The organism is Salidesulfovibrio onnuriiensis (assembly GCF_008001235.1).
Taxonomy (GTDB): Bacteria; Desulfobacterota; Desulfovibrionia; order Desulfovibrionales; family Desulfovibrionaceae; genus Pseudodesulfovibrio; species Pseudodesulfovibrio onnuriiensis.
Window position 1 is genome coordinate 3,743,411 of record NZ_CP040751.1, and the last position, 23,143, is coordinate 3,766,553.

Genomic DNA, 23,143 nt, shown 5'->3' on the forward strand with positions numbered 1-23,143 from the left:
ACGCGTTACGTCCCTCGCCATACTGCCCGCAAAACGGGCCGGATCGGTGCGTTCTTTGCGGAATGCGCGCCGGGAGAGACAACCGAATACAGAATGACAAGGCCGCAGGGCCTGAGACACCCCCATGATACAGAGTATGAATCCCGCCACCGGCCAGGTGGTGGAAACCTTTGACGAATGGTCCGAGGACCAGACCCGCGGGGCCCTGGATGACGTGGCCGCCGCATGGAAACCGTGGAGCGCCACCTCCCTGTCCGAACGCGCCGCCATCCTGCGCAGGACCGCGGAGATCCTCAGGGAAAAACGCGTGGAGCTGGCCGACCTCATGGCCCTGGAAATGGGCAAGCCCGTCACCCAGGGACGGCTGGAGATCGACAAATCCGCCCTGGTCTGCGACCACTACGCGGACAACGCGGGGCATTATCTCGCCCCGGAACCCGTGGACGGCGTGGGCAGCAAGGCCTTTGTCTCCTATGAACCGCTGGGCACCGTGCTGGCGGTCATGCCCTGGAATTTCCCGTTCTGGCAGGTCTTCCGCATTGCTGCGCCCTCGCTCATGGCCGGGAACGCCATGGTGCTCAAACACGCGTCGAACGTGCCCCAGTGCGCCCTGTCCATTGAACGGGTGCTGGCCCAGGCGGGCCTGCCCCACAATGTCTTTCGCACCCTGATGATCGGGGCCGGGCAGGTGGAAAACGTGCTGGCCCACGACTCGGTCGCCGGCGTCTGCCTCACGGGCAGCGACGCCGCTGGGCGCAACGTGGCCTCCCTGGCGGGCAGGCATCTCAAGCGCTCGGTCATGGAGCTGGGCGGCAGCGATCCCTTCGTGGTGCTGGAGGATGCGGACCTGGACAAGGCCGTGCAGGTGGCCGTGTGCTCGCGCTGCAAGAACACGGGCCAGGCCTGCATCGCGGCCAAGCGCTTCATTGTCATGGATTCGGTGTACGACGAATTCGTCGCGCGCATGAAAAAGGGGATGGAAGCCCTCAGAGTGGGCGATCCCGCGGATCCGGAAACCTACATGGGCCCCATGGCCACCGAGACTCTGCGAGCCGAGCTGCAGGACCAGGTGGACCGCTGCATCGCAGCCGGAGGCACACTGGTGCTGGGCGGCGGCATCCCAGACGGCCCGGGCGCGTTCTATCCGCCCACCATCATCACCGACGTTCCCTCCCACGCCCCAGTGGCGCAGGAGGAACTGTTCGGCCCGGTGGCCCTCGTGTTCAAGGTTTTCTGCGAGCAAGAAGCCATTGATCTGGCCAACGCCACCCCCTACGGCCTGGGCGGCTCCGTCTGGACCTCCGACCGGGAAAAGGGACTGGAGATGGCCGCGCGCATCAAGGCCGGGAGCGTGTTCGTCAACGCCCTGGTGAGCAGCACGCCGTTGCTGCCCTTCGGCGGCATCAAGGCCTCGGGCTACGGCCGGGAGCTGGCCGCCTGGGGAATACGAGAATTCGTGAACGTCAAGACCACGGTGGCCGGATAGGCCGCCATCAGCATATAAAAAAGGCGGCCGTCAGGGCCGCCTTCTTCATTTCCGAAACATACGCTACAGTCCGCAGCTCCCTTCGGAGTGCGCGAAGCGCTTCATGACCTCGATGAACAGGGACAGGGCCAGGGAGTCGTCCCCGCGCCGCCAGACCAGGCGCAGCTCGCTCATGGGAGGATCCTGGGGCCAGCGGAACGGCATCATCTTCACGCTGCGGGGGCAGGACTGCTCCATGCGCAGGGGCACGAAGCTCACCCCCATGCCCGCAGCCACCAGGGCCAGGCGGGTCTGATGCGTGTCCGCCTCCTGCACAATGCTCGGGGTGGCGCCCCGCTCCTCAAACATATGCATGATGGCGGTCCAGGTTTCCGGATAGCACTCGCGCGGCGGCATGATCAGGGTCTCGCTGTGCAGGGCCGCGAACCCCACATGGCTGCACTTGGCCAGCTTGTGGTCCTCGCGCAGGGCCAGGACATAGGGATCGAGCATGAAGGTCATCCACTCCAGATCCCTGAAATCGGCGGTGCCTCCCTGCACGATACAGGCGTCCAGCTCGTCGACCCGGAGCAGGGCAAGGGATTTGTCCGAATGGATATCCTGGATGTCCAGGGTGATGCTCGGATGCTTCTTCCGAAACTCGGCCACCGCATCCGGAAAGTTGGACTGGGACGCGGAATTGATGAACCCGATGCGCAGCTTGCCGATCTCGCCACGGGCCATCATGCGGATCTGTTCGGTGCCCGAATTGAGCGTATCCAGCGTGTTGCGGGCAACGGTCAGGAACTGGAGGCCCTCGCGGGTCAGCTTCACGCTCCGCTTGGTGCGGTTGAAAAGCATGACGCCCAGGTCTTCCTCCAGCTTCTTGATCTGCTGGCTCAATGGAGGCTGGGCCATATGCAGCCTGTCGGCGGCCCGGCCAAAGTGCTTTTCCTCGGCCACGGCGATGAAATAACGCAGTTGTCGGAGTTCCATAATATTTTTTTCGTCTCAGAATAGAATTCAATCCGTATTGGACAAACCATATTCCCTGGCCATAATTGGACCAAACGCGCCGGAAAAGGCGCATCCAAACATGGAGGTCCCTATGCACTATACATGGTATGATGTCGAGAAGGAAATGCTTCGGGAAATACACGCCAATGCACGCTTTTCCGCTGAAGAGCGTCCGGCCCCGGGCATGGACCTGGCCACTTTCGCCAGGGCCGCGGTCATCCTGACCATCGTGCTGGCGTTTGCCATCCCGGCCATGGTCTAGCAGGCAAAAGCCCCCTGTCCGGGCCCCGGAAAAGAGGCTTTTCGGTCCTTGCAAGGAGGAAAAAAACGGTGTCGATACGAAAAAAACAAAGAAAATAACGCAGCAAATTTTACGGAACGAGCAATTAATATCTTTTTCGTATTAGAATTGAATAAAAATTGTATTGGACTCTTTCGCATACCGAACCTAGACGGAGTTCCAACACGACGCCGAAAGGCATAAATGAGGAGCCACCACCATGCAATATAGTCTCTTTGAACTGCAAAACAACATTGAGCAGGAAATCCGCGACAACGCCTCCAGCCACACCCGGCTGGAAAGCGTTCAGGCCACCGCCATCGGCGTGGGCCTGCGCATCGCCACCCTGGCCGTACTGGCCGTGTTCATGTTGCCCCTGTCTTTCTAGAAAAATTCACTCCAACGGATTTTTCAAACATGCACGAAAAGGCCCGGTCCAATGGACCGGGCCTTTTCACTTGCACAGCCCCGTTTCGGGGTCATGAATTGGTACAGGCACAACTCCTGCCGAATTCCTTGATGACCTTGAAAAAACTCATCTGGGCGCAGGTCTGCCCCGAATACTTCCAGGCCAAGCGCAACTCACTTACAAGCGGCTCATCCTTCCAGTCGAAGGGAAGCATGACAACGTTGGCCGGACAAACCTGCTGCATCCTGCGCGGCACCAGACCCACCCCCATTCCCGTGGCAATAAGCGCCAGCTTGGTCTGCAGGGTTTCCGATTCCTGCACGATGTTGGGGATGACTCCGGCCCGCTCGAACCGGGCGATGATGGTGTCGTAGGTTGTGGGATGGTGGTCACGGGGATACATGATGAAATCCTGCCCATGCAGCATGGATATGTCCGCAACCGGAACGGATGCCAGAGGATGCCGCTCGCGCACGGCAAGCATATAGGGATCCTTCCAGAAGGAATGACTTTCGAACCCGGAGATTTGACTCTGGAAAAACTGCATCACCCCGGCATCCAGCTCTCCCCTGACAAGGGCATCGTACTGCTGAAGGGAGTGCATCTCACGCAGATCCAATATGATTTCGGGATGCCGCCGACGGAAGTAAGCCACCATCTTTGGAAAATCAGAGTGGGCTGCCGAGGCGATGAATCCCACGCGCAGCCTGGCTTTTTCTCCCCGGGCCATCATGCGCACCTTGTTCACCCCCTCTTCCATGTCGGAAATGGTCTTGCGCACTGTACCGGCAAAAGCCCGACCTTCCTTGGTCAACTCCACCTTGCGGCTGGTACGCATGAAAAGCTGGACCCCCATCTCCTCTTCCAGCCTCTTGATCTGCTGGCTAATCGGAGGCTGGGCCATACCAAGCTTTTCAGCCGCACGGCCAAAATGCTCTTCATCCGCCACTGCCAAGAAATATCGAAGCTGTCTGAGTTCCATGGAGCACGAGAGGTTGAGGTGATACTACTGAAGGCCTGATACCTCAAAACACCACTAAATGCACAATACAGTTTTCGTCTCGCTGAATAACGAAAAGCGTATTGAACCCGGATCAGCCGCAGATATGGCAGGTCTTGCCTTCCTGGCAGTGGGCCTTCATCACCTCGATGAAACAGGCCAGCGCAGGGGGAACCTCCCCATCCCTCCAGATCAGCTTGACGTCGCTGGTCCCCTTGTGCTCGCCCCATAGATGCGGAATGAGCCTCACGCCGGGCGGGCAGGCCCGCTGCATGCGCTGGGGCACAAAGCCAACTCCCATGCCTGCCGAAATGAGGGCCAGCTTGGTCTGGTGGGTTCCGGCCTCCTGCACGATGTTGGGCTGAATGCCCTTGTTGTGGAACCGGGCAATGGTCTTGTCGTAGGAGGCGGGATAAAACTCGCGCGGGAACATGATCAGATCCTCGCCGTGCAGATCCTCGTCCCGGGAACTCTCCTGCCGGGCGATGGGATGATCCTCGTGCACGGCCAGCACATACTCTTCGCTCAGAAAGGTCAGCCAGTCGAACCCCGCCATATTGGCGCAACAGCTGTGCACCAGACCGGCATCCAACTCTCCCTCGAGCACGGCTGCGCGCTGAAGGTGGGAATGCATCTCGCGGATATCCAGGGTAATGCCCGGGTGCAGCCTGCGGAATTCGGCCACCACCCCCGGCAGCTTGGACTGGGAAGCGGAATTGATGAACCCCACCCGAAGCCTGCCGATCTCGCCCCGGGCCATGCGCTTGACCTGCTCCACCCCGCAACTGAGATTCTCCAGGGTATTGCGCGCCACGCACAGGAACTTGCGCCCCTCCGGAGTCAGCCGCACCCGGCGGTTGGAGCGGTCGAACAGCAGCACGCCCATCTCCTCCTCCAGCTTCTTGATCTGCTGGCTCAGCGGCGGCTGGGCTATGTACAGCTTCTCGGCGGCGCGCCCGAAATGCAATTCCTCGGCCACGGCAATGAAATACCTGAGTTGCCTGAGTTCCATGGCATTCCCTCTTTAAACGACCTTCTCGATACGAAAAAGATATCGACTTCTGATTTTATATGTATTGGACATATCGTTTTTCCTGGTCATACTAGCAGGAAAAGAGGTTTGCAAGTTTCATCATATATTCAGACAAGCCGGGAGAATGACCATGAATGACAGCCTGTATGAACTGGAAAAGCGCGTTTACGAGGAAATTCGCAGAAACTCCGGCGCAACCGGCCGCAAGGACCCGGGATACGATGCAGCCAACACCCTGCGGGCCCTGGTCCTGCTCGGGTCCATCTGCATGGCCATGCTGGGCATGTGCGAACTCAAGAATATCGTAACCGACAACGTGCAGGCGACAACGGTTTCAACAGCGGGACCTATGACCGCTGAGAAAGTTTCTTGGCCTCGTCAATGAAATTCGCCACAAGCGGGGACGCACCCTGTTTCCAGATCAGTGAAATGCGCACTTCCATGAGGTTGTCCGCGGGATCGATGGGAACAAAGGAAACCTCATGGCCGCAAAGCCTGCTGCTCATGGCCGGAACCAGGGCGAACCCCACTCCGGCGGCAACCAGAGCCAGGGTCGTCTGTTTGGTCCGCGCGTTCTGTACTATTTCCGGCGTGGCGCCCAGCCGGCTGAACGTACCGAGGATTTCATCGTAAATCCCGGGATGCCCGCTGCGTTCGAAAAACACCATGGGCTCGCCGTCAAGTTCCCCGAGGCTGGCCATGCCCCTTCCGTCCAGGGCGTGTCCCCTGGGAACGGCCAGCACATACGGCTCGCGTAAGAACGGGAATGACTCAAACTCCCTGTCCATGCCGCAGCTACGCACAAGAGCTATATCCAGGCTGCCGTCGTGCAGCAGGTGGCGCATGTTGCGGCTGTTGAACTCTGCAAGCTCGATGGTGATTTCAGGATACTTGTCCTTAAAGCGTTTGATCACCTGGGGGAACTGGCTTTGCGTGGCAGCCGGTATGAAACCGATGGCAAGCCGCCCGATCCTGCCCTCGCGCATGCCTTCCAGAGAAGTTTTCGCAATATCGAGCTTATGCAGCACCTCCTCGGCAACCCCCAGGAGATACTTGCCTTCCGCCGTGAGACTGACACCGTGCCTCTCGCGCACGAAAAGCCTGACCCCGAGCTCCTCTTCCAGGTTCTTGATCTGGCGGCTCAGGGGCGGCTGAGCGATATGCACCCGTTCGGCAGCCCGGGTAAAGCTCGCCTCTTCGGCCACTGCCAGGAAATATTTCAGCTGTCTCAGTTCCATTCACACCCCGCCTATACCTCAAAGGTATTCAGTCCTGTTCTAAAATATATTGTACATATATCTAAATCCACGAGATACAGTTTTGCATCAACCCATGCAAGGAGAAATGCAATGACCAATGAACGGTATGAACGAGGCTTGGAAAAACTCAGGGAAGTGGACGGCCATGCGGCCAAGGCGGTCATGGAGGCGCTCGAGGACGTGGCCCCGGACCTGGCGACCTACATGATCGAATTCGGTTTCGGCGAAATCTATTCCCGGCCCGGCCTGACGCTCAAGGAACGGGAGATTGCCACGGTGGCCGCCCTGACCGCCCTGGGCAACGCCGCCCCGCAGCTCAAGGTGCACACGCACGCGGCCCTGAACGTGGGCTGCACCTGGCGGGAGATCATCGAGGTCATGATCCAGATGTCCGCCTACGCGGGCTTCCCCGCCGCGCTCAACGGCATTTTCGCGGCCAAGGAGGTTTTCGTGGAACGGGGTCTGCTCAAAGGCAATCAAGAATAGGAACTCCGCACCCGCCGTGCGGTCCAAAGCGTGCGTTTTCCATCCCCCGGCTAGACGCGGCGGTAGCGCTCGATGACCTCGAAAAAGCGGTCGAGAATGGGCCCCTCGGCCGCTTCGGACCAGCCCATGGTGATCTCCCAGGAGGGGAGCTCGCCCACCACCGGAACAAAGGAAACGCCCCGCAACCGGCTCTTGCGCGAAAATCGGGCCACCAGGGCGCAACCCAGCCCGGCGGCCACCAGGGCCATGGAGGTCTGTTCGGTGTTGGCCTCCTGGACAATGTTCGGGCTGAACCCGGCCTGATGGAAACAGGCGATGGTGGCGTCGAAAAGCTGCGGCTCCAGATGGCGGGGATAGAGAATGAGCGGCTCGTCCCTGAGCTCGGAAAGGGGCACGGATTCCAGGGCCGAAAACCGGTGTCCCTCGGGAACGGCCAGCATGTAGGTATCGCTGACGAACAAGCGGGTCCGGAACTCGCTGGCGTCGTGGCCGAAGAGCCGCATGAAGGCAACGTCGATACGGCCCGAACGCAGCATGCGCAGCTGGTCGCGGGTGGAGGCCGAGGTCAGGTCCAGGCGGATGCCGGGGTTCTGCTCCCGGAACTCCCGGATGGCTTCGGGCAGCACACTGAGGGCGGCGGGCCCCAGAAAACCAATGGACAGGTTGCCTTCCCCGCCATGGGCCATGTTCCGCACGCGCTCCACGGCCCGGTCCAGCCCGGCCAGGACCTTGCGCGCCTCGTCCAGGAAGAGCTCTCCCTCCGAGGTCAGCCCGACCTTGCGGCTGGTGCGCTCAAGAAGTCTGATCCCCAGCTCGTCCTCCAGTTGGCGGATCTGCTGGCTCAGGGGCGGCTGGGCAATATGCAGCCGCCGGGCGGCCCGCCCGAAATGCAGCTCCTCGGCCACGGCAACAAAGTACTTCAAGTGTCTCAGTTCCATGATTGATATCTACAGAATATCAATCATGGTGTAAATATATATTGGACATCTGAGTCAAGTTGGAGGAGAAACGACTCACGCGAGGGGAACACGACCCCTCACCTTGACAAGAGACTATAAAATTTCGACCGGCTTCCTGAATAAGGAAGAAAAATGAAGCCGGGGTGGTCCCGGCACATTGTCTGGTGGTGTTGCGACCCGGTCGGAAAAGAGGCCCGTTACCATGTGGTAGCGGGCCTTTCTACGTCAGGCAGTCCATAAGCGCACGCCTGCCGCGTTGCTGCATAAAAGCCAAACGCAGGCGTGACAGCGCTACGTCGAGTGATATTTTTGCTTCAGCAACGCGGCATGAGCGGTTTGCAGCCACTTGCGGCCCAAACCGTTTCAAGACGTCTTTGGTTAAAAATCGAGATTGATGGGGCCGCCCTTCTTGCCGGGCTTGCGTCCCGAAGAGCCGAAAATGCGGGGTTCCACCTGCTTGACGATCTTGGCCGCCTCGGTGTTCAGGGGATTGCGTTCCAGCACGGACTTGGCGTTGTTGTACGCCTCGGTCCAGTCGCGCCGCTCCAGGCTGATCTTGGCCAGCTTGAACATGAGGCTTTCGGTGCCCCCCAGGCGGCGCATGGCGTCCTTGATGGCCTCGGCGGCCTTCTCCATCTCGCCCATGGCCTCAAAGGCCATGATCAGCCCGTTGTGGGCCCGTTGATCCGAGGCATACTTGTCCAGGGCCTTCTTGAAATATTCCACGGCTTCGCCCGGCAGCCCGCCCATGAGCAGCCTATTGCCGATATCGGAATCCAACCCGTCGATGTCGGTATAGTATTCCGAGGCCTTGCGGAAAATCTTGCGCCCCTCCAGGGCGTCACCCTTCTTGATCAGTTCCTGGGCCTTGATGAGGTTGTCGTCCAGCACGGACAGGCGCTTGCGCTGGCGGGCCAGCTTGGATTTCTCCATGGCCTCTTCCAACTTTTCATGCAGCCGCTTCAGGGTGATGTAGGCGGTCTTTTCCTTGCCGCGCGCATAGTTGATGCCCTTGGGGAACAGCTTCTGGATCATCTGCATTCCGTTGAGATCCCGGAACGCCTCTTCAAGCAGAGCCTGGACTTCGAACTTTTCCCGACCGAAAACCTGGCTGCCGTTCAGTGCCTGGAGTGCCCGGGCCAGAGCCGCCAAGGTCTTCAGGTAGTTGTTTTTGGCCGCATAGGCACGGGCGCGGGCTATATCTTCACGGATTGTCTTTGCACTTACACTCATTGTCTCTCCAATCCCTTCTCGACTCCGAGGCTAATACAGTAAAACCGTTTTATCAAGGAGACAATGATAAATCGCCACGAATACCAAGGGCTTCAGCCAATTTTGACCCCTGCCGCCTCCAGCCTGTAGAGCAGGTGGCCGTGGTGGGAGCCGCGCCAGTAAATACGATTACACTCCCGGCACAGTCTGAATTCATTGAAATATTTCCTGGTCTTGGGCTCCAGGCGGTGCAAAATCAGCTCCTTGTCCACGGGCTCGGTAAGCGCATTGCACCGCAGGCAACGCAGAAAAGGCGCGGGAGCCTCGGTGATGCCCAGCAGGGCCACGACCTCGGCCAGCTGGCCGTCCGGGTCCTGGCTGCGCACAAGCCGCCCCCACTGTACCGCACCCCGCTTAAGCAGCCCCCTGTCGCGGCTGAGCACGAACCGCCGCTCCCGGCTGGCCAGGTCGGCAACGGCTTCATCGTCCCAGGTGCGGTCATAGGCAGCGTCGAATCCCAGGGCCCGCAGCAGCAGGGCCAGCCCGGCAACATTCTCGTCCACCACGAAACGCAATCGGGGCAGGGCATGGGGGCGCAATGAAGTGGGCCGTGTCGGGTCCACCGGAGGCTCGGCGGGCAGCAGCATCACGGACGCTCCGGGCGCGAGCAGGTGGTCCCAATGCGCCTCGCGCCCTTCCACGCGGACGCCGTAGATTTCGGTATGCGGCACGCCCAGGGCCTCGACCACGTCCTTTATTGACGCCCTGCGCCGCACCGGATAGCGTACCATTCCATCATGGCCGGACCGGCGCACAAGAGGGGCAAGCTCCCCCGCAAAACGCAATTCTGCGCTTGCATCTGAATCAAAGGACACTTCGCGTGAACGCATATCTGCTCATCATACTGGTTTCGCTCCTGGGGGTCTATGCGCTCCACTTCGCGGCCCGCCGGCTCAATGCACGGGCCCTGAATCCGGACCTGCCCGAGGAATTCCGGGACGTGCTGGATGCCGACCGCTACGCCAGGAGCCAGGAATACGCGCGGGCCAACATGAAATTCACGGACGTGAACGAGACCGTGAACACGGCCCTGGCCCTGGCCTTCATCCTGCTGGGGGCTTCAACCTCCTGGACCTGGCCGTGCGCTCCGCGGGCCTGGGCCCCATTCCCACCGGGCTGCTCTATTTCGCGGCCCTGGGAATGATCAGCGGCATGGTGGAGCTTCCCTTCGACATATACCACACCTTTGTCCTGGAAAACCGTTTTGGGTTCAACACCACCACCTGGCAAACCTTCCTGGCCGACAAGATCAAGGGAGTGGTCCTGGCCGGAATCATCGGGGGGCTGCTGCTGGGCGCCGTGCTGTGGTTCTTCCAGGCCGCCGGGGCCTGGGCATGGGCATGGTGCTGGGGGATCACCGTGGGCTTCAGCCTGCTGCTGACCTATGTGGCCCCGCAATGGATCCTGCCCCAGTTCAACAAGTTCACGCCGTTGCAGGACGGCGAGCTCAAGCAGAAAATCGAGGCCTACGCCGCGGGACAGGGCTACACCGTGTCGGGAATCTTCGTCATGGACGGCTCCAAGCGCTCCACCAAGGCCAACGCCTTTTTCACGGGCTTCGGCAAAACCAAGCGCATCGCCCTGTTCGACACCCTCCTGGAAAACCACACCGCGGACGAGCTCCTGGCCGTGCTGGCCCACGAGGTGGGCCACGGCAAGCTGGGACACATCAAAAAACAGCTCCTGACCATGGTGCTCAAGACCGGGGCGGTCTTCTACCTGCTCAGTCTGTTCCTGGGCAACCAGGGGCTGTTCGACGCCTTCGGCATGCAGCAGATGAGCACCTATGCGGGGCTGGTCTTCTTCGGCCTGCTCTACACGCCGGTCTCCATGGTCCTTTCCCTGCTCGCCAACCGGGTGAGCCGCAAGCACGAATTCGAGGCCGACGCCTTTGCCGCCAAAACAACGGGCGACCACGAACAGCTCGTGATCGCCCTGAAAAGGCTTTCGGCCAACAGTCTTTCCAACCTGACGCCACACTGGCTCACGGTCTGGCTGGAGTACGGGCACCCGCCCGTGCTGCAGCGCATCCGGGCCCTGCGCCGGGTCTAGAAGGTTTCAAACTCGCTGTCCGCCCGCGCCGCAGGCAGGGACCTGGGGCTGGTGCGGGCCACCGCCACCCGGCGGACAGTACCGATTCCCTGTCCATTGCCATGGCCGTTGCCGCCCATGACCCGGTCCACCGAGAAGAAGGACATGGTGCTGACCAGTTCCTCGGCCTGTCCCGAGAGTTCCTGGGCCGTGGAGGCCAGCTCCTCGGAGGCCGAGGCGTTTTGCTGCACCACGGATTCCAGCTGGCTGGCCGCGCCCGAGATGTTCTCGGCCTCGTGCACCTGTTCGCGGCTGCTGGCGGCCACCTCCTGCATCTTTTCTGCGTTGCTCTGGATCTCGTCAACAATGGACTTGAACATGCCGCCGGCCTTTTCCGCGACCCCCAGGCTGGAGGCGGACAAGGCGCCGATCTCCGCTGCGGCCGCGCCGCTGTGTTCGGCCAGCTTGCGCACCTCCGAGGCCACCACGGCGAATCCCTTGCCGTGCTCCCCGGCCCGGGCCGCCTCAATGGCCGCGTTCAGGGCCAACAGGTTGGTCTGGCGGGCGATCTCCTCAATGACCGCGATCTTTTCGGCGATATTGCGCATGGCCTCCACGGTTTCATCCACGGCCTGACCGCCCTCCACCACGTCGGAGGCGGTCTTGCTGATCATGGTGTAGGTCTCTTCGGCCACGACCATGCTCCTGCGGATGTTCTGGGTCATCTGCTCCATGGAGGCGGATATTTCCTCCACGGATGCGGCCTGTTCCGTGGCTCCCTGGGAAATGCGCTCGGCAGCGGCATTGAGTTGCTCGCTTCCGGCGGCCACGTTTTCCGAGGCGCTGAGCACTCCGGAGACGATGTCGCGGAGCTTGCCCACCATGTTGTTCAGGGCGTTGACCAGCAGGCCGAATTCGTTGCGGCTCACCTCGGCGATCTCCCGGGTCAGGTCCCCGGCGGCCATGGCCCCGGCAAAGGCCACCCCTTCCCTGACCGGCCGCAGCACAAAGGTGCGCACCACCCAGAAAATCAGGCCGATGGCCAGAAGCGCGATGGCCGCGCCCACGCCCATGAGCACGTTGCGCTGGGTTACGGCGGCCGAGGCCAGGTCGCCTTCATAGGCGCTCATGCACACGACCCAACCGGTGTGGGGCTCGGTGGTGAAGGTCATGACCTTGGCATCGCCCTTCCAGTCGTAAAAAAGCTCCCCGTCCTTGCGGTTCAGGGCCTGGCGAACAAAGTCCTCGCCGCTGTAGTCCTTGAGAATCAGGTCCCGGTTCCTGGGATGGTGGATGAACCGCCCGGCGGAATCCAGGATGAAACCGTAGCCCATTTCCCCGATGGTGAAGGGGTCGATGAACTTGGAAGTGAACGAGCTCCATCGGGGGAACATGGCCACGCCCCCCAGGAGCTTGCCCTGGTTGTTGTAGACGCCCTTGGCCACGGCAAAGACCAGGCTGTCGCTCCCGTCCTTGGGCTGGAGCACGGTCTTGGCCACAAAGGTCCTGCCGTTGGCGAGAACGGCCCGGGCATAGTCCCTGTCGGCCACGTTGAAGTTGCCGATGCTTCTGCCGTCGGACTTGAGGCTCGCGACGATATCCCCTCGGGCATCGAACAGGAGGATGCCCCAGATGTCCTCGGAGTCACGCACTGTTTTGCCCATGAGTTCCAGGGCGCGGGAGTCGTATCCGCCAAAGGCGTCGCGCAGGCTCTGCTGCTCGGCCAGCATGTCCACCTCGACCTCCAGGCCCTTGATGTACAGGCCCAGGGATTCGGCCACCGTCTCGGAGAGGCTGGCTGCGGCCCGGGTCTCATTCCTGAGCACCATCTGATACGAGGAATCGGATACGTAGATCACAAGGGCGCTCACGCCTGCCATGATCACCAGGACCACCGGCACGATGATCATGGCCGCGAGCTTCTTCCGAAAAACATTCAGTACCATGACAACTCCTTGGGCCGTGCCTGGCAATGCAGCCTCCCTCATGGCTGATTGGACGGCCAACCGGTTTCATGAACCCGAGGCCCTCCCGAAGCCAGGTCCATGCCGCACTGCGCCGTGCGCCGGGCAATGCGGAGATTTTTCTGATTTGACCATGAACTGCTTAAAATTTCGATTCAACTTCTGTAAAGATCTTTATTGTAATCATTGTGCGAAACAGTTTCTTGCCGCTAGGCTGATAATCGTCCATACTCTCGGACGGAATGCGCTGAACACGCAGCACTTTTTTTCAACGGAGGCAACCATGGCCCTACACGAACTGGCCGGAAAGCTGGCCCCCCAGCGCCTGCTGGAAAACATCCCCAGACTGGTCGCTGCCTATTATCTGACGACCCCCGACCCGGAAGATCCGGCCCAGGGCATTGCCTTCGGCACCTCCGGCCACCGGGGCTCCTCCCTGAACGGCAGCTTCAACGAGCCGCACATCCTGGCCGTGTGCCAGTCCATCTGCGAATACAGGAAAAAGAACAAGATCACGGGACCGCTGTTCATGGGCATGGATACCCACGCCCTGTCCGAGCCGGCGCTGGCCACTGCCCTGGAGGTCTTCGCCGCCAACGACGTGGCCGTGCACATCCAGCAGGACCGGGGCTACACGCCCACCCCGGTCATCTCCCACGCCATCCTGACCTGGAACCAGAACAACACGAGCCTTGCCGACGGCGTGGTCATCACCCCTTCGCACAACCCGCCCAAGTACGGCGGATTCAAGTACAACCCGCCCCAGGGCGGCCCGGCGGACACGTCCATCACCCAGGTCATCCAGGACCGGGCCAACGAGATCCTGAAAAAGGGCACCAAGGGCATCAAGCGCATCCCCTTTGAAAAGGCCATCCACGCCGACTGCGTCACCCATTACGACTTTGTCATGCCCTATGTGCGCGACCTGCGGAACATCCTGGACATGGACGCCATCAGCGCGGAAGGACTGCGCATCGGGGTGGACCCCATGGGCGGCGCGAGCATCGGCTTCTGGGACCCCATCGCCGACACCTACGAGCTGGACCTGGTCCTGGCCAACCACCGCATCGACCCCACGTTCTCCTTCATGACCGTGGACAAGGACGGCAAGATCCGCATGGACTGCTCGTCCCGGCACGCCATGGCCTCGCTCATCAAGCACAAGGACATTTACGACATCGCCTTCGGCAACGACCCGGACGCGGACCGGCACGGCATCGTCACCAGCAGCTCGAGCCTGCTCAATCCCAACCACTACCTGGCCGTGGCCGCGGACTACCTGTTCCGCACCCGCACGGGCTGGGGCAAGGACTGCGCCATCGGCAAGACCCTGGTCTCCAGCTCCATGATCGACCGGGTGGCCAAGGAACTGGGGCATCCGCTCTTCGAGGTGCCCGTGGGATTCAAATGGTTCGCCAACGAAATGCTCGCGGGCCGCTGCACCTTCGGCGGCGAGGAATCCGCAGGAGCCAGCTTCGCCCGCCGCGACGGCAGCGTCTGGACCACGGACAAGGACGGCATCATCATGGACCTGCTGGCCGCGGAGATCACGGCCCAGACAGGACGCGACCCGGGCGAGCACTACCAGGCCCTGGTGGAACGCCACGGTTCGCCCGTCTACGAGCGCACGGACGCCCCGGCCACCAACGAGCAGAAAGCGGCCTTCAAGGTCCTGACCCCGGACATGATCACTGCGGATTCCCTGGCGGGGGAACGCATCGAGGCCATCCTGACCAACGCGCCGGGCAACGACGCCCCCATCGGCGGCCTCAAGGTGACCACCAAGAACGGCTGGTTCGCGGCCCGTCCGTCCGGCACCGAGGAAATCTACAAGATCTACGCGGAAAGCTTCATCGGCCTGGCCCATCTCAAGACCATCCAGGCGCAGGCACAGGAGATCGTCAACGCGGCCTTCAAGGCCTCGGGCTGCTGAGCAAGCAAACGCGCACGCATCCAACAAGGCGCCGGGCATGAACCCGGCGCCTTTTTTTTGCACAGGGCACAAACCCCGTTTCCTGTTATTACCTCCCTTTTCCGTCGCCTTTCTAATTCCTCTCCATTCCTCTTCGTGCAATAGGAGAATGGAGGGATAGCAACGGCGGAGACAATCAAGCCAAACCTTTGGGGGGCAGCACATGAAAACGGGAAACAAGATCAAACTTCTCGGAACCGGCCTGACGGGCCTTACCGCGGCCGGAATGATCGCCATCCTGTACTGGAAGGCGGGGCAGATCGCACCGCTCCTTGCGGCGGCAGGGCAAGACACGGCCACTGCGGAGCTCGCGCGCCAAGTCGGGGAAAACATTTCCTCGCTCAAGACATGGTCCATCGCGGCCGCAGCCGCCTTCCTCCTGGCGGGAACGGCCTCGAGCTTCTACCTGGCGGGATTCCTCAGCCACGCCATCATGCGCGTGGCCAACGTGCTCAAGGAGTTCAATCTCGGCAACCTGGCAGTGGACTACATTCCCATGGGCAAGGCCATCAACTGCGGCAATATCGCCGGATGCAACAAGCCGGAATGCCGCTCCTACGGCAAGGATTCCTACTGCTGGGTGGAAGCGGGCTCCTTCAATGCGGACCCGCACTGTCCCAAGGCCATCAAGGGGCTCGATTGCCGCGACTGCAATATCTACAAGCATGCGGTGAAAGACGAATTTGAGGAGCTCGGCTCCGTGATCAACACCATGGGCGACAAACTCCGGGAGGTCATCGGCCACATCATGGAGGCCTCCACCAACGTGGCCTCCGGCAGCGGAGCCCTGTCCGCGTCCTCGCAGTCCATGGCCCAGGGGACCACGGAACAGGCCGCGTCCGTGGAGGAAACCAACGCTTCCATGGAACAGATGTCGGCCAACATCCTCAGCAACGCGGACACGGCCCGGAAGACCGCAGACATCGCCGTGCGCGCGGCATCCGAGGCGGAACGGGGCGGCAAGGCCGTCACCGAAACCGTCAGCGCCATGACCGTCATTGCCGAAAAGATATCCATCATCGAGGAAATCGCCCGACAGACCAACCTGCTGGCGCTCAACGCGGCCATTGAGGCGGCCCGCGCGGGAGAGCACGGCAAGGGATTTGCCGTTGTCGCCGCAGAGGTGCGCAAGCTGGCCGAACGAAGCGGCCAGGCGGCAGTGGAAATCAGCGAGCTCTCGGCCCGGAGCATGGATGTGGCCAGGGAGGCGGGATCGGTTCTGGAACGAATGGTGCCGGAAATTACCCAGACTGCGGACCTGCTGCAGGAGATATCCTCATCCAGCGACGAGCAGCGAAGCGGCACGGACATCATCACCCAGGCCATCGGCCAGATGGACGGCGTGGTGCAGCAGAACGCCTCCTCTGCGGAGGAACTGGCCTCCACCGCGGAGGAACTGGCCTCCCAGGCCGCCCTGCTGGAACGGGAAATCAGCTACTTCAGGGTCAATGGGCACCAACGGCGGCACACGGTAGCGGTCCAGGCCCCGGTGCAGGCCCTGCCCCATGGAGAGGAGGATTTCGAACGGTTCTAAAGCCGTTGCCCCCAGAGATGCAGCACCTGCGACGTGGCCCGCACGCCGCCGGGCACGCTGAAGCGGGCTTCGAAGAAACGGATAAATTCCCGGTACGCCTTGGGGCGCACCGGGTTTTTCCGTTGCGTGGACATGGCCGGAGCAGGCAAAATACTTTTTTATAAAGCGGCTATTGCCTGCCTATACTCATTCTCCTACAATGCAGTAATCCACCTCACATACACTTCGGAGTCTCCATGCCTCACACAGCAAAATCCCACACTGTTCTCAAGTATACCGCATTCATTCTTACCGGAGTCGTTCTGCTTTTGCTGGTTGCCGGGGGCTATGCCGCTTACCGCACCAAGAGCCAGGTAGGAACCATCTTCAGGCTCAACGAAGCCAGAAAGGCCGAGGGCTACTATCTTTCGGAGTTCGAATTTCAAATGCTCGGGGCGGCCTATCACCTCGACCAGGGCAACTATCTCACGGCGTTTTCGATATTGGACGCCCTTGAGCACCAATTGGAAACAGGCCGGGGCTTGATCAAGACGCCGAAATTCGACACCGCCAAGCAAAAACTCGAATTCTACCGCTCGCTGCAGAATCCGGAAACAGGCGCCTTCATGACCAGTGGGTTCCCGCTGTTCACCTATATAGGTCCTACAGCCAACATGATCGAATTCATCGAGGATCTTTCCCGCGAAGCAGGTGAACAGTTCGCCCTGAACCACAACTTGGCCTTTTTTGATGACATAGACACCCCGGAAAAACTTCGCGCATTCCTGGACGACGCCTCGCATGTGGGCCGGGTCGGGGCCATGTTCAAGACACCGTACGTATGCGTGGCCGAATTGAACGCCCTGGTGGAGCAATGCGAGCGGCTCGGCATCCGTTCCTTTGCTCCGGAGTGGAAACAGGCCCTGTACGGCTGGTTCTATGAAGACCAGAGTCCCGAAACCGGCCTGTGGGGCTCGCGCTGGAGGGGAGACAACACCCAGGTCGACGGAGGTTCGCTCACGGACAGCGAAAAGGTGATCAAGATGTTCGTCGACTTTGAAGGCAACGACCTCCACGCCGAATATCCCCTCAGGCATCATCAGCAGCTCATTCGGTCCGCCCTGGACTGCCTGTCCACGCCCCAGCCCGACGACCTGGACGAATTGCACGAATGGATCATGATCAATGACCGGGGATTCCGGTTCCTGACCCGTTACCTGTGGCGGCATGTCTCCGCCCAGGACAGGACAGAGGCGGAAAAACTCATGGAGGCGTTCATCCGCTTCCGTTTCGATAATTACTATGTTGCCGAGGACGGGGCCTTCAGCCTGTACCCGGAAGCCAAACGGGCCGATATGGACGGCACAGGAGAAGCCTACGGCATGCTTCAATATCTCGGCGTGACATCGCCGCAGAAGCAGGAAAAAATATGGGGGCAAACCATGGTGAACCTGGGCAAGGAGAAGACCGCCGCCTTCACCCTGGACAGACTGGCTCCTGTCGCGCAGATGGCCGGGGTGAATTCCGTCCGCCTCTACGCTGCGAATCCACAGGGCCGGTACCTGGAAAACGTCCTCGGCGTCTGGTATCCGCAACAACCACAGGTGCTGGATGCGGTGGATGTCCTGGCCCGGATACGGGCCTGGGCCGAGAAAACTCCCCAGGACATGGGCAACTGGGTGACCAGGGAAAGCGTCCTGAACTGGATCGGTCAGACGCGGGCCGCAGCCGCGCCCGTCCTCGAGAAAGGCAACGAAACCATCCTCAAAGGCCGACAAACCATGTTTGCCATGGGATTCGACATCCTGCAGCGCCCCCGGTGCCGCATGACCCTGGAAATCGGGGATTGATCAGGGCCGCGCAGCTCCAGACGGGATGAACGGTCTAAAGCCGTTGCCCCCAGAGATGCAGCACCTGCGACGTGGCCCGCACGCCGCCGGGCACGCTGAAGCGGGTTTCGTAGAAACGGATAAATTCCCGGTACGCCTTGGGGCGCGCCGGTTTTTTCCGTTGCGTGGCCGTGGCCCCGGTGGCCTGGTGCGCCTTAAGGAACTCGCGCACCGAGCCGTGCACGCTGACGTGCTCCCGCACCTCCCATTGGAAACGCAGTCCGTCCATACCCTCCAACAGGCTCACGTAGTATCCGGCCGGGCGCATGGACAGCATGGAGCCGAATCCCGTGGCCGCGCAGGCTTCGGCCAGCTCGCACAGGGAGCCCCGCACGAAGATGGACAGGGAAAACCGGCCTCCCGGCCGCAACAGTCCCAGGTTGGCCGGGATGGATTCGCCGGGGTGTGCGTACCACTGCATGGTGGAGGAACTAAGCAGCAGGTCGAAGGCGCCCGGCTCGAAATCGAGGTGTTCGCCGTCCGCCACCACCAGCTCGGGATTGTCCAGCTGGGAGACATCAATGGATTCCAGCATGCGCGGGGCTATGTCCACGGCCACGTAGCGGTCATGGCCGAACCGCCGGGCCGCCGGGTGGGTGAGCACGCCGCCGCCCGCGCCGATCTCCAGGATCGAGCCGTACCGGCCGGGGGGAATCAGATCCGCACAGGCCCGCGCCGCCTCGGCCTGCACCGAGGCATACCGCACATAGCTGGCGTGGGCGCGGTCGAAACTCCGGCTGATGCGTTCCTTAGTCAAGCAGGACGAAAAGCTCATTTTCGGGTATCCAGTGACCGCACGGCAGGGCCAGGAACCGCGCGCCGTGCAGGTGTTGCAGAATGTCCTCCGAGGCCTCGGGGGCAACAATGCGGTCATGCTGGCCGTGAACCAGGACCACCTTGTGCCCGCCGCTGTGCGCGGGATGGGCGCGGGACTCCAGGAGATAGCGCAATCCTTGGGCCAGGGGCTCCGCATGGGCGGGATCGCAGGCGACCGTGCGCGGGCAGCCGCAGTTCTTCAGAAACTGGTGCAGCACGGCCCCGGGGTCCTTGCCGAACTGGCGTAGCATGAGCCGGACCACCCGCTCCGGGGTAAAGGAGGTAAAATCGAGAAACGGGGCCGCCAGGACAATGCGCCCGAAATGGGGCTCGATGGCCCGCCAGTACTTGAGCACCATGTGCGCGCCCGTGGACCAGGCCATGAGCGTGTCCCCGCCCCGCTGCAACTGCCGCACGATGGTACGCTCGTCCATGCCCACGAAGGGCAGCAGAAACTCGGCCCGCTTTGCCAGGCCCGGGTAAAGCTCGGGATACCCCGCCCACCCGGAAACAAAGGTCAGACTCATGCCAATTCCTCCGCCAGCGATTCCAGTGCGCTTTCCAGCAGAATCATGTCCTGATCCGTGAGATCGGCCCGCAGGCAGAGGCGCAACCGGGCGCTGCCCTTGGGCACCGTGGGCGGCCGCACGGCCCCGGCCCAGACGCCCCGTTCACGCAGGATTTCCTGGCCGCGCAGGGCCCGCTCGTTGGAACCGAGGATGACGGGCACGATCTGCGTCGCGGATTCTCCGGTATCGAGCCCCGCTGCCCGGCAATGGCTGCGAAGGCGTTCGGCCATGTCCAGCACGGTGCGGCCCATGTCCGGCGATTCACCGATCAGTTGAACGGCGGCCAAGGCCGCGCCCACCGCAGCCGGGGGCAAGGCCGTGGAAAAAATGAACGGCCGGGCGGTATTGCGCAGCCAATCGGTAAGCGTCCGGTCACCGGTTACATAGGCCCCATGCGCGCCCAAAGCCTTGCCCAAAGTGCCCATGTGCACGTCGATTTCCTTGGTCAGGCCCAGCTCGTGGGCCAAGCCCCGCCCGCCGCCGAATATGCCCGCGCCGTGGGCCTCGTCCACCACGACGGCCACGTCATGCTCCCGGCACAGTTCGATAATGGCCCCCAGGTCGGCCACGTCGCCGTCCATGCTGAAGACCGTGTCCGTGACCAGCAGTTTGCGTTCGGCCTCCCTGTACTGTTCCAAGCAGGCGCGGAGGTGGTCCATGTCGTTGTGGCGGTAGCGCACCTGTCTTGCGCCGGAGAGTCTGATGCCGTCCACGATGCTGGCGTGATTGAGCCGGTCCGAGAAGACCACGGCATGCCTGTCGGCCAGTGCGGAAACAATGGCCAGGTTGGCCGCATAGCCCGAGCCCAGCACCAGGGCGTCTTCGCAGCCCTTGAATCCGGCCAGTTCGGTCTCCAGCCGGTCATACAGGGAATAGGTGCCGGTGATAAGCCGCGAGGCCCCGCTGGACGCGCCGTATAGCTCCACCGCCTCCATGGCGGCCCGCTTCACCTGCGGATGCCCGGCCAAGCCGAGATAGTTGTTGGACGCCAGGTTGAGGTATTGCCTTCCCCCGCACTCGAGCATACGGTCAGCACCGCGGTCCAGGCCCGGGGTTTGACGAAAGCGCGCGTCTGCCCTAAGGTCTTCCAGACTCGCCGTCATACGCTTTTTCAACCAAAGTGCTTTCATTTCAAATGATTAAGTAAAAGGAATTTCAATGGACAGGCACACGATCTGGCATCCGTGCACCCAGATGAAGGATGTGGAGGATCACCCCCTCATCAATGTTCAGAGCGCTCAAGGCATATATCTTTTCGACCCGGAGGGCAATTCGTACATCGACGCGGTCTCGTCCTGGTGGGTCAACCTCTTCGGGCACTGCAACCCGAGGCTCATGGCCGCCCTCAAGCGCCAGGCCGACACCCTGGACCACGTCATCTTCGCGGGGACCACCCACTCCCCGGCCGAGGAACTGGCCGAAAGGCTCATGGCCCTGACCCCGCCCGAACTGACCCGCGTCTTCTTCGCGGACAACGGATCCGCGGCAGTGGAGGCGGCCATGAAAATGAGCTACGGATACTGGCACAACACGGGCCGCCTGGAAAAGACCAAATTCATCGCCCTGGACAGCGGCTACCACGGTGAAACCCTGGGCGCGCTCTCCCTGTGCGGGGAGGAGCTGTACACCAATCTCTACGGCCCCATCATGCCGCAGAACATCCGCGTGCAGGGGCCGGACTGCTATCGCTGTCCCTACGGCGAACACCGTGAATCCTGCGACGCGCCCTGCTTCGAGCACATGGAGCGGGCCGTGGCCGAAAACGCAGACTCGCTCTCGGCAGTCGTGGCCGAGCCGCTGGTGCAGTTCGCGGGCGGCTTCAAGATGTACCCGCCCGTGTATCTCAAAAAGCTGCGCGCCTGCACCGAGGCCCACAACGCGCACCTTATCCTCGACGAAATCGCCACAGGCTTCGGCCGCACCGGCACCATGTTCGCGGCCGAGCAGGCCAACGTCTGCGCGGACTTCGTCTGCCTGTCCAAGGGCATCACCTCGGGCACCCTGCCGCTCTCCGTGGTGCTGACCAACGACAATATTTATGAGGCCTATTACGCGGACTACACCGAACTCAAGGCCTTCATGCACAGCCACAGCTACACGGGCAATCCCCTGGCCTGCGCCGTGGCCTGCGAAGTCATGGACATCTTCCGCGACGAAGACGTCATCAACGTCAACCGGCCCAAGCACGAGCATCTACGCGCCTGCGTGGAAGACCGGTTCCACGGGCACGCGAACGTGGGCGAAATCCGCTCCACCGGGTTCATCTGCGCCGTGGAGCTGGTGGCCGACCCCGCCACCAGGGACCCGTTCGACTGGAAGCAACGCACCGGATTCCGGATCTACCGCGAGGCCGTCAAGCGAGGCGCGCTCCTGCGCAACCTCGGCGACATCCTCTACTTCCTGCCACCCTACGTCATCACCGAAACCGAAATCGAAACCCTGGTGGACATCGCCCGCGAGTCCGTCCGGGCCGTGCTGGATTAATCCCGAGGCAATCAGAATGGAAAAGCTCTACATCTCCGGAACCGGAACCGAAATCGGCAAGACCCATTTCAGCGCATGGCTGGCCCGCGAACTCTCGCGCCAGGGCAAGCGCGTCAAGTACATCAAACCCGTGCAGACCGGATACCCGGCCGACGACGACGCGGCCTTCGTACGCCGCCACGCGGGGCTTTCCGAGGACGACGCGCGCGTGCTGTTCACGGGCGAGGAGCCCGTGGCCCCCTGTTTCCTGTGGGAGACTTTCCCCCTGGACGGGGTGCTGGACGCCATCAACAAGGTGCGCGACTGCGACGTGCTGCTGGTGGAAGGCGCGGGCGGCCTGCTCGTGCCCCTGGACAAGAAGCGCCGGAGCTACGAGATCGCTGAGCTCTGCGGCCTGGAGACCGTGATAGTGGTGCCCAACGCGCTCGGCTGCCTGAGCGACGCCCAGCTCAACGGACACTTCCTGGCCACGAGCGGCATCCCGTTCAAGGGCTTTGCCCTCAACAACCATTTCGCCCAGGACGAGACCAACCGCGAGCGCAACCACGCCATGCTCGCCCACCTCATGCCCGGCTCCATCCGCTGGGTGTTCGGTTCCCTGTAAAAAGAAGCGGGGGAACCCCTTTCACTCGAAAGAGTTTCCCCCGAGCCCCCTTTTGGCGGCGGCTTTGCCGTGTCGTCCTCGCGTCATGGACGGCATCGGATTGAACTTTCCAACCTAATCA

At 61.7% G+C, this 23,143-nt stretch carries 22 protein-coding genes and 2 pseudogenes; 12 read left to right on the top strand and 12 right to left on the bottom strand.

Annotation, left to right across the window (positions count from 1 at the left end; translation table 11 throughout):
- The first annotated feature begins 124 nt into the window (after positions 1-124).
- On the top strand, positions 125-1,486 hold the full coding sequence (locus tag FGL65_RS17405; RefSeq protein WP_147822510.1) for an NAD-dependent succinate-semialdehyde dehydrogenase: 1,362 nt from the start codon (positions 125-127) through the stop codon (positions 1,484-1,486).
- Positions 1,487-1,549: 63 nt separating this feature from the next.
- On the opposite strand, the gene FGL65_RS17410 is transcribed toward FGL65_RS17405, so the two are convergent.
- A complete protein-coding gene (locus FGL65_RS17410) occupies positions 1,550-2,461 on the bottom strand; it encodes a LysR family transcriptional regulator (RefSeq protein ID WP_147822511.1) in 912 nt (303 codons plus the stop codon).
- A 112-nt stretch (positions 2,462-2,573) separates the two neighbouring features.
- Between FGL65_RS17410 and FGL65_RS18340 the strand changes: the two genes are divergently transcribed.
- Both FGL65_RS18340 and FGL65_RS18345 read left to right on the top strand, forming a co-directional pair.
- A complete protein-coding gene (locus tag FGL65_RS18340) occupies positions 2,574-2,744 on the top strand; it encodes a hypothetical protein (RefSeq protein WP_187170441.1) in 171 nt (56 codons plus the stop codon).
- Between the two features lie 238 nt (positions 2,745-2,982).
- Positions 2,983-3,150 (top strand): hypothetical protein, encoded by a 168-nt coding sequence (locus FGL65_RS18345; protein ID WP_187170442.1) that lies wholly within the window; start codon positions 2,983-2,985, stop codon positions 3,148-3,150.
- A gap of 91 nt (positions 3,151-3,241) precedes the next feature.
- Here the strand turns inward: FGL65_RS18345 and FGL65_RS17415 are convergent, their stop codons facing one another.
- Positions 3,242-4,153 (bottom strand): LysR family transcriptional regulator, encoded by a 912-nt coding sequence (locus tag FGL65_RS17415; RefSeq protein WP_147822512.1) that lies wholly within the window; start codon positions 4,151-4,153, stop codon positions 3,242-3,244.
- 112 nt (positions 4,154-4,265) lie between these two features.
- Positions 4,266-5,183, bottom strand: a complete 918-nt coding sequence (locus tag FGL65_RS17420) for a LysR family transcriptional regulator (protein ID WP_147822513.1) — start codon at positions 5,181-5,183, stop codon at positions 4,266-4,268.
- A gap of 151 nt (positions 5,184-5,334) precedes the next feature.
- On the opposite strand from FGL65_RS17420, the gene FGL65_RS17425 reads away from it, so the two are divergent.
- Positions 5,335-5,589, top strand: coding sequence for a hypothetical protein (locus FGL65_RS17425; RefSeq protein WP_147822514.1), 255 nt, complete (start codon positions 5,335-5,337; stop codon positions 5,587-5,589).
- Here FGL65_RS17425 and FGL65_RS17430 read toward each other — a convergent pair.
- Positions 5,552-6,442: a LysR family transcriptional regulator gene (locus tag FGL65_RS17430; protein ID WP_147822515.1), complete on the bottom strand. Its 891-nt coding sequence runs from the start codon at positions 6,440-6,442 to the stop codon at positions 5,552-5,554. The genes FGL65_RS17425 and FGL65_RS17430 overlap by 38 nt on opposite strands.
- Positions 6,443-6,553: 111 nt before the next feature.
- On the opposite strand from FGL65_RS17430, the gene FGL65_RS17435 reads away from it, so the two are divergent.
- Positions 6,554-6,949, top strand: a complete 396-nt coding sequence (locus tag FGL65_RS17435; protein ID WP_147822516.1) for a carboxymuconolactone decarboxylase family protein — start codon at positions 6,554-6,556, stop codon at positions 6,947-6,949.
- Between the two features lie 50 nt (positions 6,950-6,999).
- Here FGL65_RS17435 and FGL65_RS17440 read toward each other — a convergent pair whose 3' ends face one another.
- From FGL65_RS17440 to FGL65_RS17450, 3 genes are all read right to left on the bottom strand, one after another.
- The gene (locus tag FGL65_RS17440; RefSeq protein ID WP_147822517.1) at positions 7,000-7,887 is read right to left on the bottom strand and encodes a LysR substrate-binding domain-containing protein; all 888 of its coding nucleotides are present in this window, start codon (positions 7,885-7,887) and stop codon (positions 7,000-7,002) included.
- Between the two features lie 399 nt (positions 7,888-8,286).
- Positions 8,287-9,141 (bottom strand): tetratricopeptide repeat protein, encoded by an 855-nt coding sequence (locus FGL65_RS17445; protein ID WP_147822518.1) that lies wholly within the window; start codon positions 9,139-9,141, stop codon positions 8,287-8,289.
- Positions 9,142-9,233: 92 nt separating this feature from the next.
- Positions 9,234-10,010: a Mut7-C RNAse domain-containing protein gene (locus tag FGL65_RS17450; protein WP_147822519.1), complete on the bottom strand. Its 777-nt coding sequence runs from the start codon at positions 10,008-10,010 to the stop codon at positions 9,234-9,236.
- A gap of 110 nt (positions 10,011-10,120) precedes the next feature.
- On the opposite strand from FGL65_RS17450, the pseudogene FGL65_RS18680 reads away from it, so the two are divergent.
- Positions 10,121-10,542, top strand: a pseudogene (locus FGL65_RS18680) (M48 family metallopeptidase); the annotation flags it as partial.
- 24 nt (positions 10,543-10,566) lie between these two features.
- Entirely contained in the window at positions 10,567-11,232 is a 666-nt protein-coding gene (locus FGL65_RS18685) for a M48 family metallopeptidase (RefSeq protein ID WP_348981343.1), read from the top strand.
- On the opposite strand, the gene FGL65_RS17460 is transcribed toward FGL65_RS18685, so the two are convergent.
- Positions 11,229-13,157 (bottom strand): methyl-accepting chemotaxis protein, encoded by a 1,929-nt coding sequence (locus tag FGL65_RS17460; RefSeq protein WP_187170444.1) that lies wholly within the window; start codon positions 13,155-13,157, stop codon positions 11,229-11,231. The two genes, FGL65_RS18685 and FGL65_RS17460, sit on opposite strands and share 4 nt — an antisense overlap.
- Before the next feature lie 301 nt (positions 13,158-13,458).
- On the opposite strand from FGL65_RS17460, the gene pgm reads away from it, so the two are divergent.
- Positions 13,459-15,108, top strand: coding sequence for a phosphoglucomutase (alpha-D-glucose-1,6-bisphosphate-dependent) (pgm, locus tag FGL65_RS17465; RefSeq protein WP_147822521.1), 1,650 nt, complete (start codon positions 13,459-13,461; stop codon positions 15,106-15,108).
- Positions 15,109-15,820: 712 nt separating this feature from the next.
- Positions 15,821-16,681 (top strand): annotated as a pseudogene (locus FGL65_RS18605) (methyl-accepting chemotaxis protein); the annotation flags it as partial.
- Here the strand turns inward: FGL65_RS18605 and FGL65_RS18350 are convergent.
- A complete protein-coding gene (locus tag FGL65_RS18350; protein WP_187170445.1) occupies positions 16,678-16,815 on the bottom strand; it encodes a hypothetical protein in 138 nt (45 codons plus the stop codon). The pseudogene FGL65_RS18605 and the gene FGL65_RS18350 sit on opposite strands and share 4 nt — an antisense overlap.
- A 102-nt stretch (positions 16,816-16,917) precedes the next feature.
- Here FGL65_RS18350 and FGL65_RS17475 point away from each other — a divergent pair, with 102 nt between their 5' ends.
- Positions 16,918-18,510, top strand: a complete 1,593-nt coding sequence (locus FGL65_RS17475) for a hypothetical protein (RefSeq protein ID WP_147822523.1) — start codon at positions 16,918-16,920, stop codon at positions 18,508-18,510.
- Between the two features lie 34 nt (positions 18,511-18,544).
- Here the strand turns inward: FGL65_RS17475 and FGL65_RS17480 are convergent, their stop codons facing one another.
- The 3 genes from FGL65_RS17480 to bioF are packed head-to-tail and all read right to left on the bottom strand — an operon-like array spanning position 18,545 to position 21,064.
- Positions 18,545-19,324: a methyltransferase domain-containing protein gene (locus tag FGL65_RS17480; RefSeq protein ID WP_187170446.1), complete on the bottom strand. Its 780-nt coding sequence runs from the start codon at positions 19,322-19,324 to the stop codon at positions 18,545-18,547.
- Positions 19,299-19,892, bottom strand: coding sequence for an alpha/beta fold hydrolase (locus tag FGL65_RS17485; RefSeq protein WP_147822525.1), 594 nt, complete (start codon positions 19,890-19,892; stop codon positions 19,299-19,301). Before FGL65_RS17485 ends, FGL65_RS17480 begins: the two co-directional genes overlap by 26 nt.
- The gene (gene bioF, locus FGL65_RS17490) at positions 19,889-21,064 is read right to left on the bottom strand and encodes an 8-amino-7-oxononanoate synthase (RefSeq protein ID WP_187170447.1); all 1,176 of its coding nucleotides are present in this window, start codon (positions 21,062-21,064) and stop codon (positions 19,889-19,891) included. The genes FGL65_RS17485 and bioF overlap by 4 nt, the downstream gene beginning before the upstream one ends.
- 28 nt (positions 21,065-21,092) lie before the next feature.
- Here bioF and bioA point away from each other — a divergent pair, with 28 nt between their 5' ends.
- Positions 21,093-22,418 (top strand): adenosylmethionine--8-amino-7-oxononanoate transaminase, encoded by a 1,326-nt coding sequence (gene bioA / locus FGL65_RS17495; protein ID WP_147822527.1) that lies wholly within the window; start codon positions 21,093-21,095, stop codon positions 22,416-22,418.
- A gap of 16 nt (positions 22,419-22,434) precedes the next feature.
- Entirely contained in the window at positions 22,435-23,022 is a 588-nt protein-coding gene (gene bioD / locus FGL65_RS17500) for a dethiobiotin synthase (protein WP_147822528.1), read from the top strand.
- Positions 23,023-23,143: the final 121 nt, after the last annotated feature.

What these genes read in the sequence shown, in the direction of transcription:
- FGL65_RS17450 (WP_147822519.1), bottom strand. Translation starts at nt 10,010, where the DNA reads ATGCGTTCACGCGAAGTGTCCTTTGATTCAGATGCAAGCGCAGAATTG.
- FGL65_RS17415 (WP_147822512.1), bottom strand. Translation starts at nt 4,153, where the DNA reads ATGGAACTCAGACAGCTTCGATATTTCTTGGCAGTGGCGGATGAAGAG.
- FGL65_RS17445 (WP_147822518.1), bottom strand. Translation starts at nt 9,141, where the DNA reads ATGAGTGTAAGTGCAAAGACAATCCGTGAAGATATAGCCCGCGCCCGT.
- FGL65_RS18340 (WP_187170441.1), top strand. Translation starts at nt 2,574, where the DNA reads ATGCACTATACATGGTATGATGTCGAGAAGGAAATGCTTCGGGAAATA.
- FGL65_RS17480 (WP_187170446.1), bottom strand. Translation starts at nt 19,324, where the DNA reads ATGAGCTTTTCGTCCTGCTTGACTAAGGAACGCATCAGCCGGAGTTTC.
- bioA (WP_147822527.1), top strand. Translation starts at nt 21,093, where the DNA reads ATGGACAGGCACACGATCTGGCATCCGTGCACCCAGATGAAGGATGTG.
- FGL65_RS18350 (WP_187170445.1), bottom strand. Translation starts at nt 16,815, where the DNA reads ATGTCCACGCAACGGAAAAACCCGGTGCGCCCCAAGGCGTACCGGGAA.
- FGL65_RS17425 (WP_147822514.1), top strand. Translation starts at nt 5,335, where the DNA reads ATGAATGACAGCCTGTATGAACTGGAAAAGCGCGTTTACGAGGAAATT.
- FGL65_RS17430 (WP_147822515.1), bottom strand. Translation starts at nt 6,442, where the DNA reads ATGGAACTGAGACAGCTGAAATATTTCCTGGCAGTGGCCGAAGAGGCG.
- FGL65_RS17440 (WP_147822517.1), bottom strand. Translation starts at nt 7,887, where the DNA reads ATGGAACTGAGACACTTGAAGTACTTTGTTGCCGTGGCCGAGGAGCTG.
- FGL65_RS17405 (WP_147822510.1), top strand. Translation starts at nt 125, where the DNA reads ATGATACAGAGTATGAATCCCGCCACCGGCCAGGTGGTGGAAACCTTT.
- FGL65_RS17435 (WP_147822516.1), top strand. Translation starts at nt 6,554, where the DNA reads ATGACCAATGAACGGTATGAACGAGGCTTGGAAAAACTCAGGGAAGTG.
- bioD (WP_147822528.1), top strand. Translation starts at nt 22,435, where the DNA reads ATGGAAAAGCTCTACATCTCCGGAACCGGAACCGAAATCGGCAAGACC.
- FGL65_RS17420 (WP_147822513.1), bottom strand. Translation starts at nt 5,183, where the DNA reads ATGGAACTCAGGCAACTCAGGTATTTCATTGCCGTGGCCGAGGAATTG.
- FGL65_RS18345 (WP_187170442.1), top strand. Translation starts at nt 2,983, where the DNA reads ATGCAATATAGTCTCTTTGAACTGCAAAACAACATTGAGCAGGAAATC.
- bioF (WP_187170447.1), bottom strand. Translation starts at nt 21,064, where the DNA reads ATGAAAGCACTTTGGTTGAAAAAGCGTATGACGGCGAGTCTGGAAGAC.
- FGL65_RS17485 (WP_147822525.1), bottom strand. Translation starts at nt 19,892, where the DNA reads ATGAGTCTGACCTTTGTTTCCGGGTGGGCGGGGTATCCCGAGCTTTAC.
- pgm (WP_147822521.1), top strand. Translation starts at nt 13,459, where the DNA reads ATGGCCCTACACGAACTGGCCGGAAAGCTGGCCCCCCAGCGCCTGCTG.
- FGL65_RS17410 (WP_147822511.1), bottom strand. Translation starts at nt 2,461, where the DNA reads ATGGAACTCCGACAACTGCGTTATTTCATCGCCGTGGCCGAGGAAAAG.
- FGL65_RS17460 (WP_187170444.1), bottom strand. Translation starts at nt 13,157, where the DNA reads ATGGTACTGAATGTTTTTCGGAAGAAGCTCGCGGCCATGATCATCGTG.
- FGL65_RS17475 (WP_147822523.1), top strand. Translation starts at nt 16,918, where the DNA reads ATGCCTCACACAGCAAAATCCCACACTGTTCTCAAGTATACCGCATTC.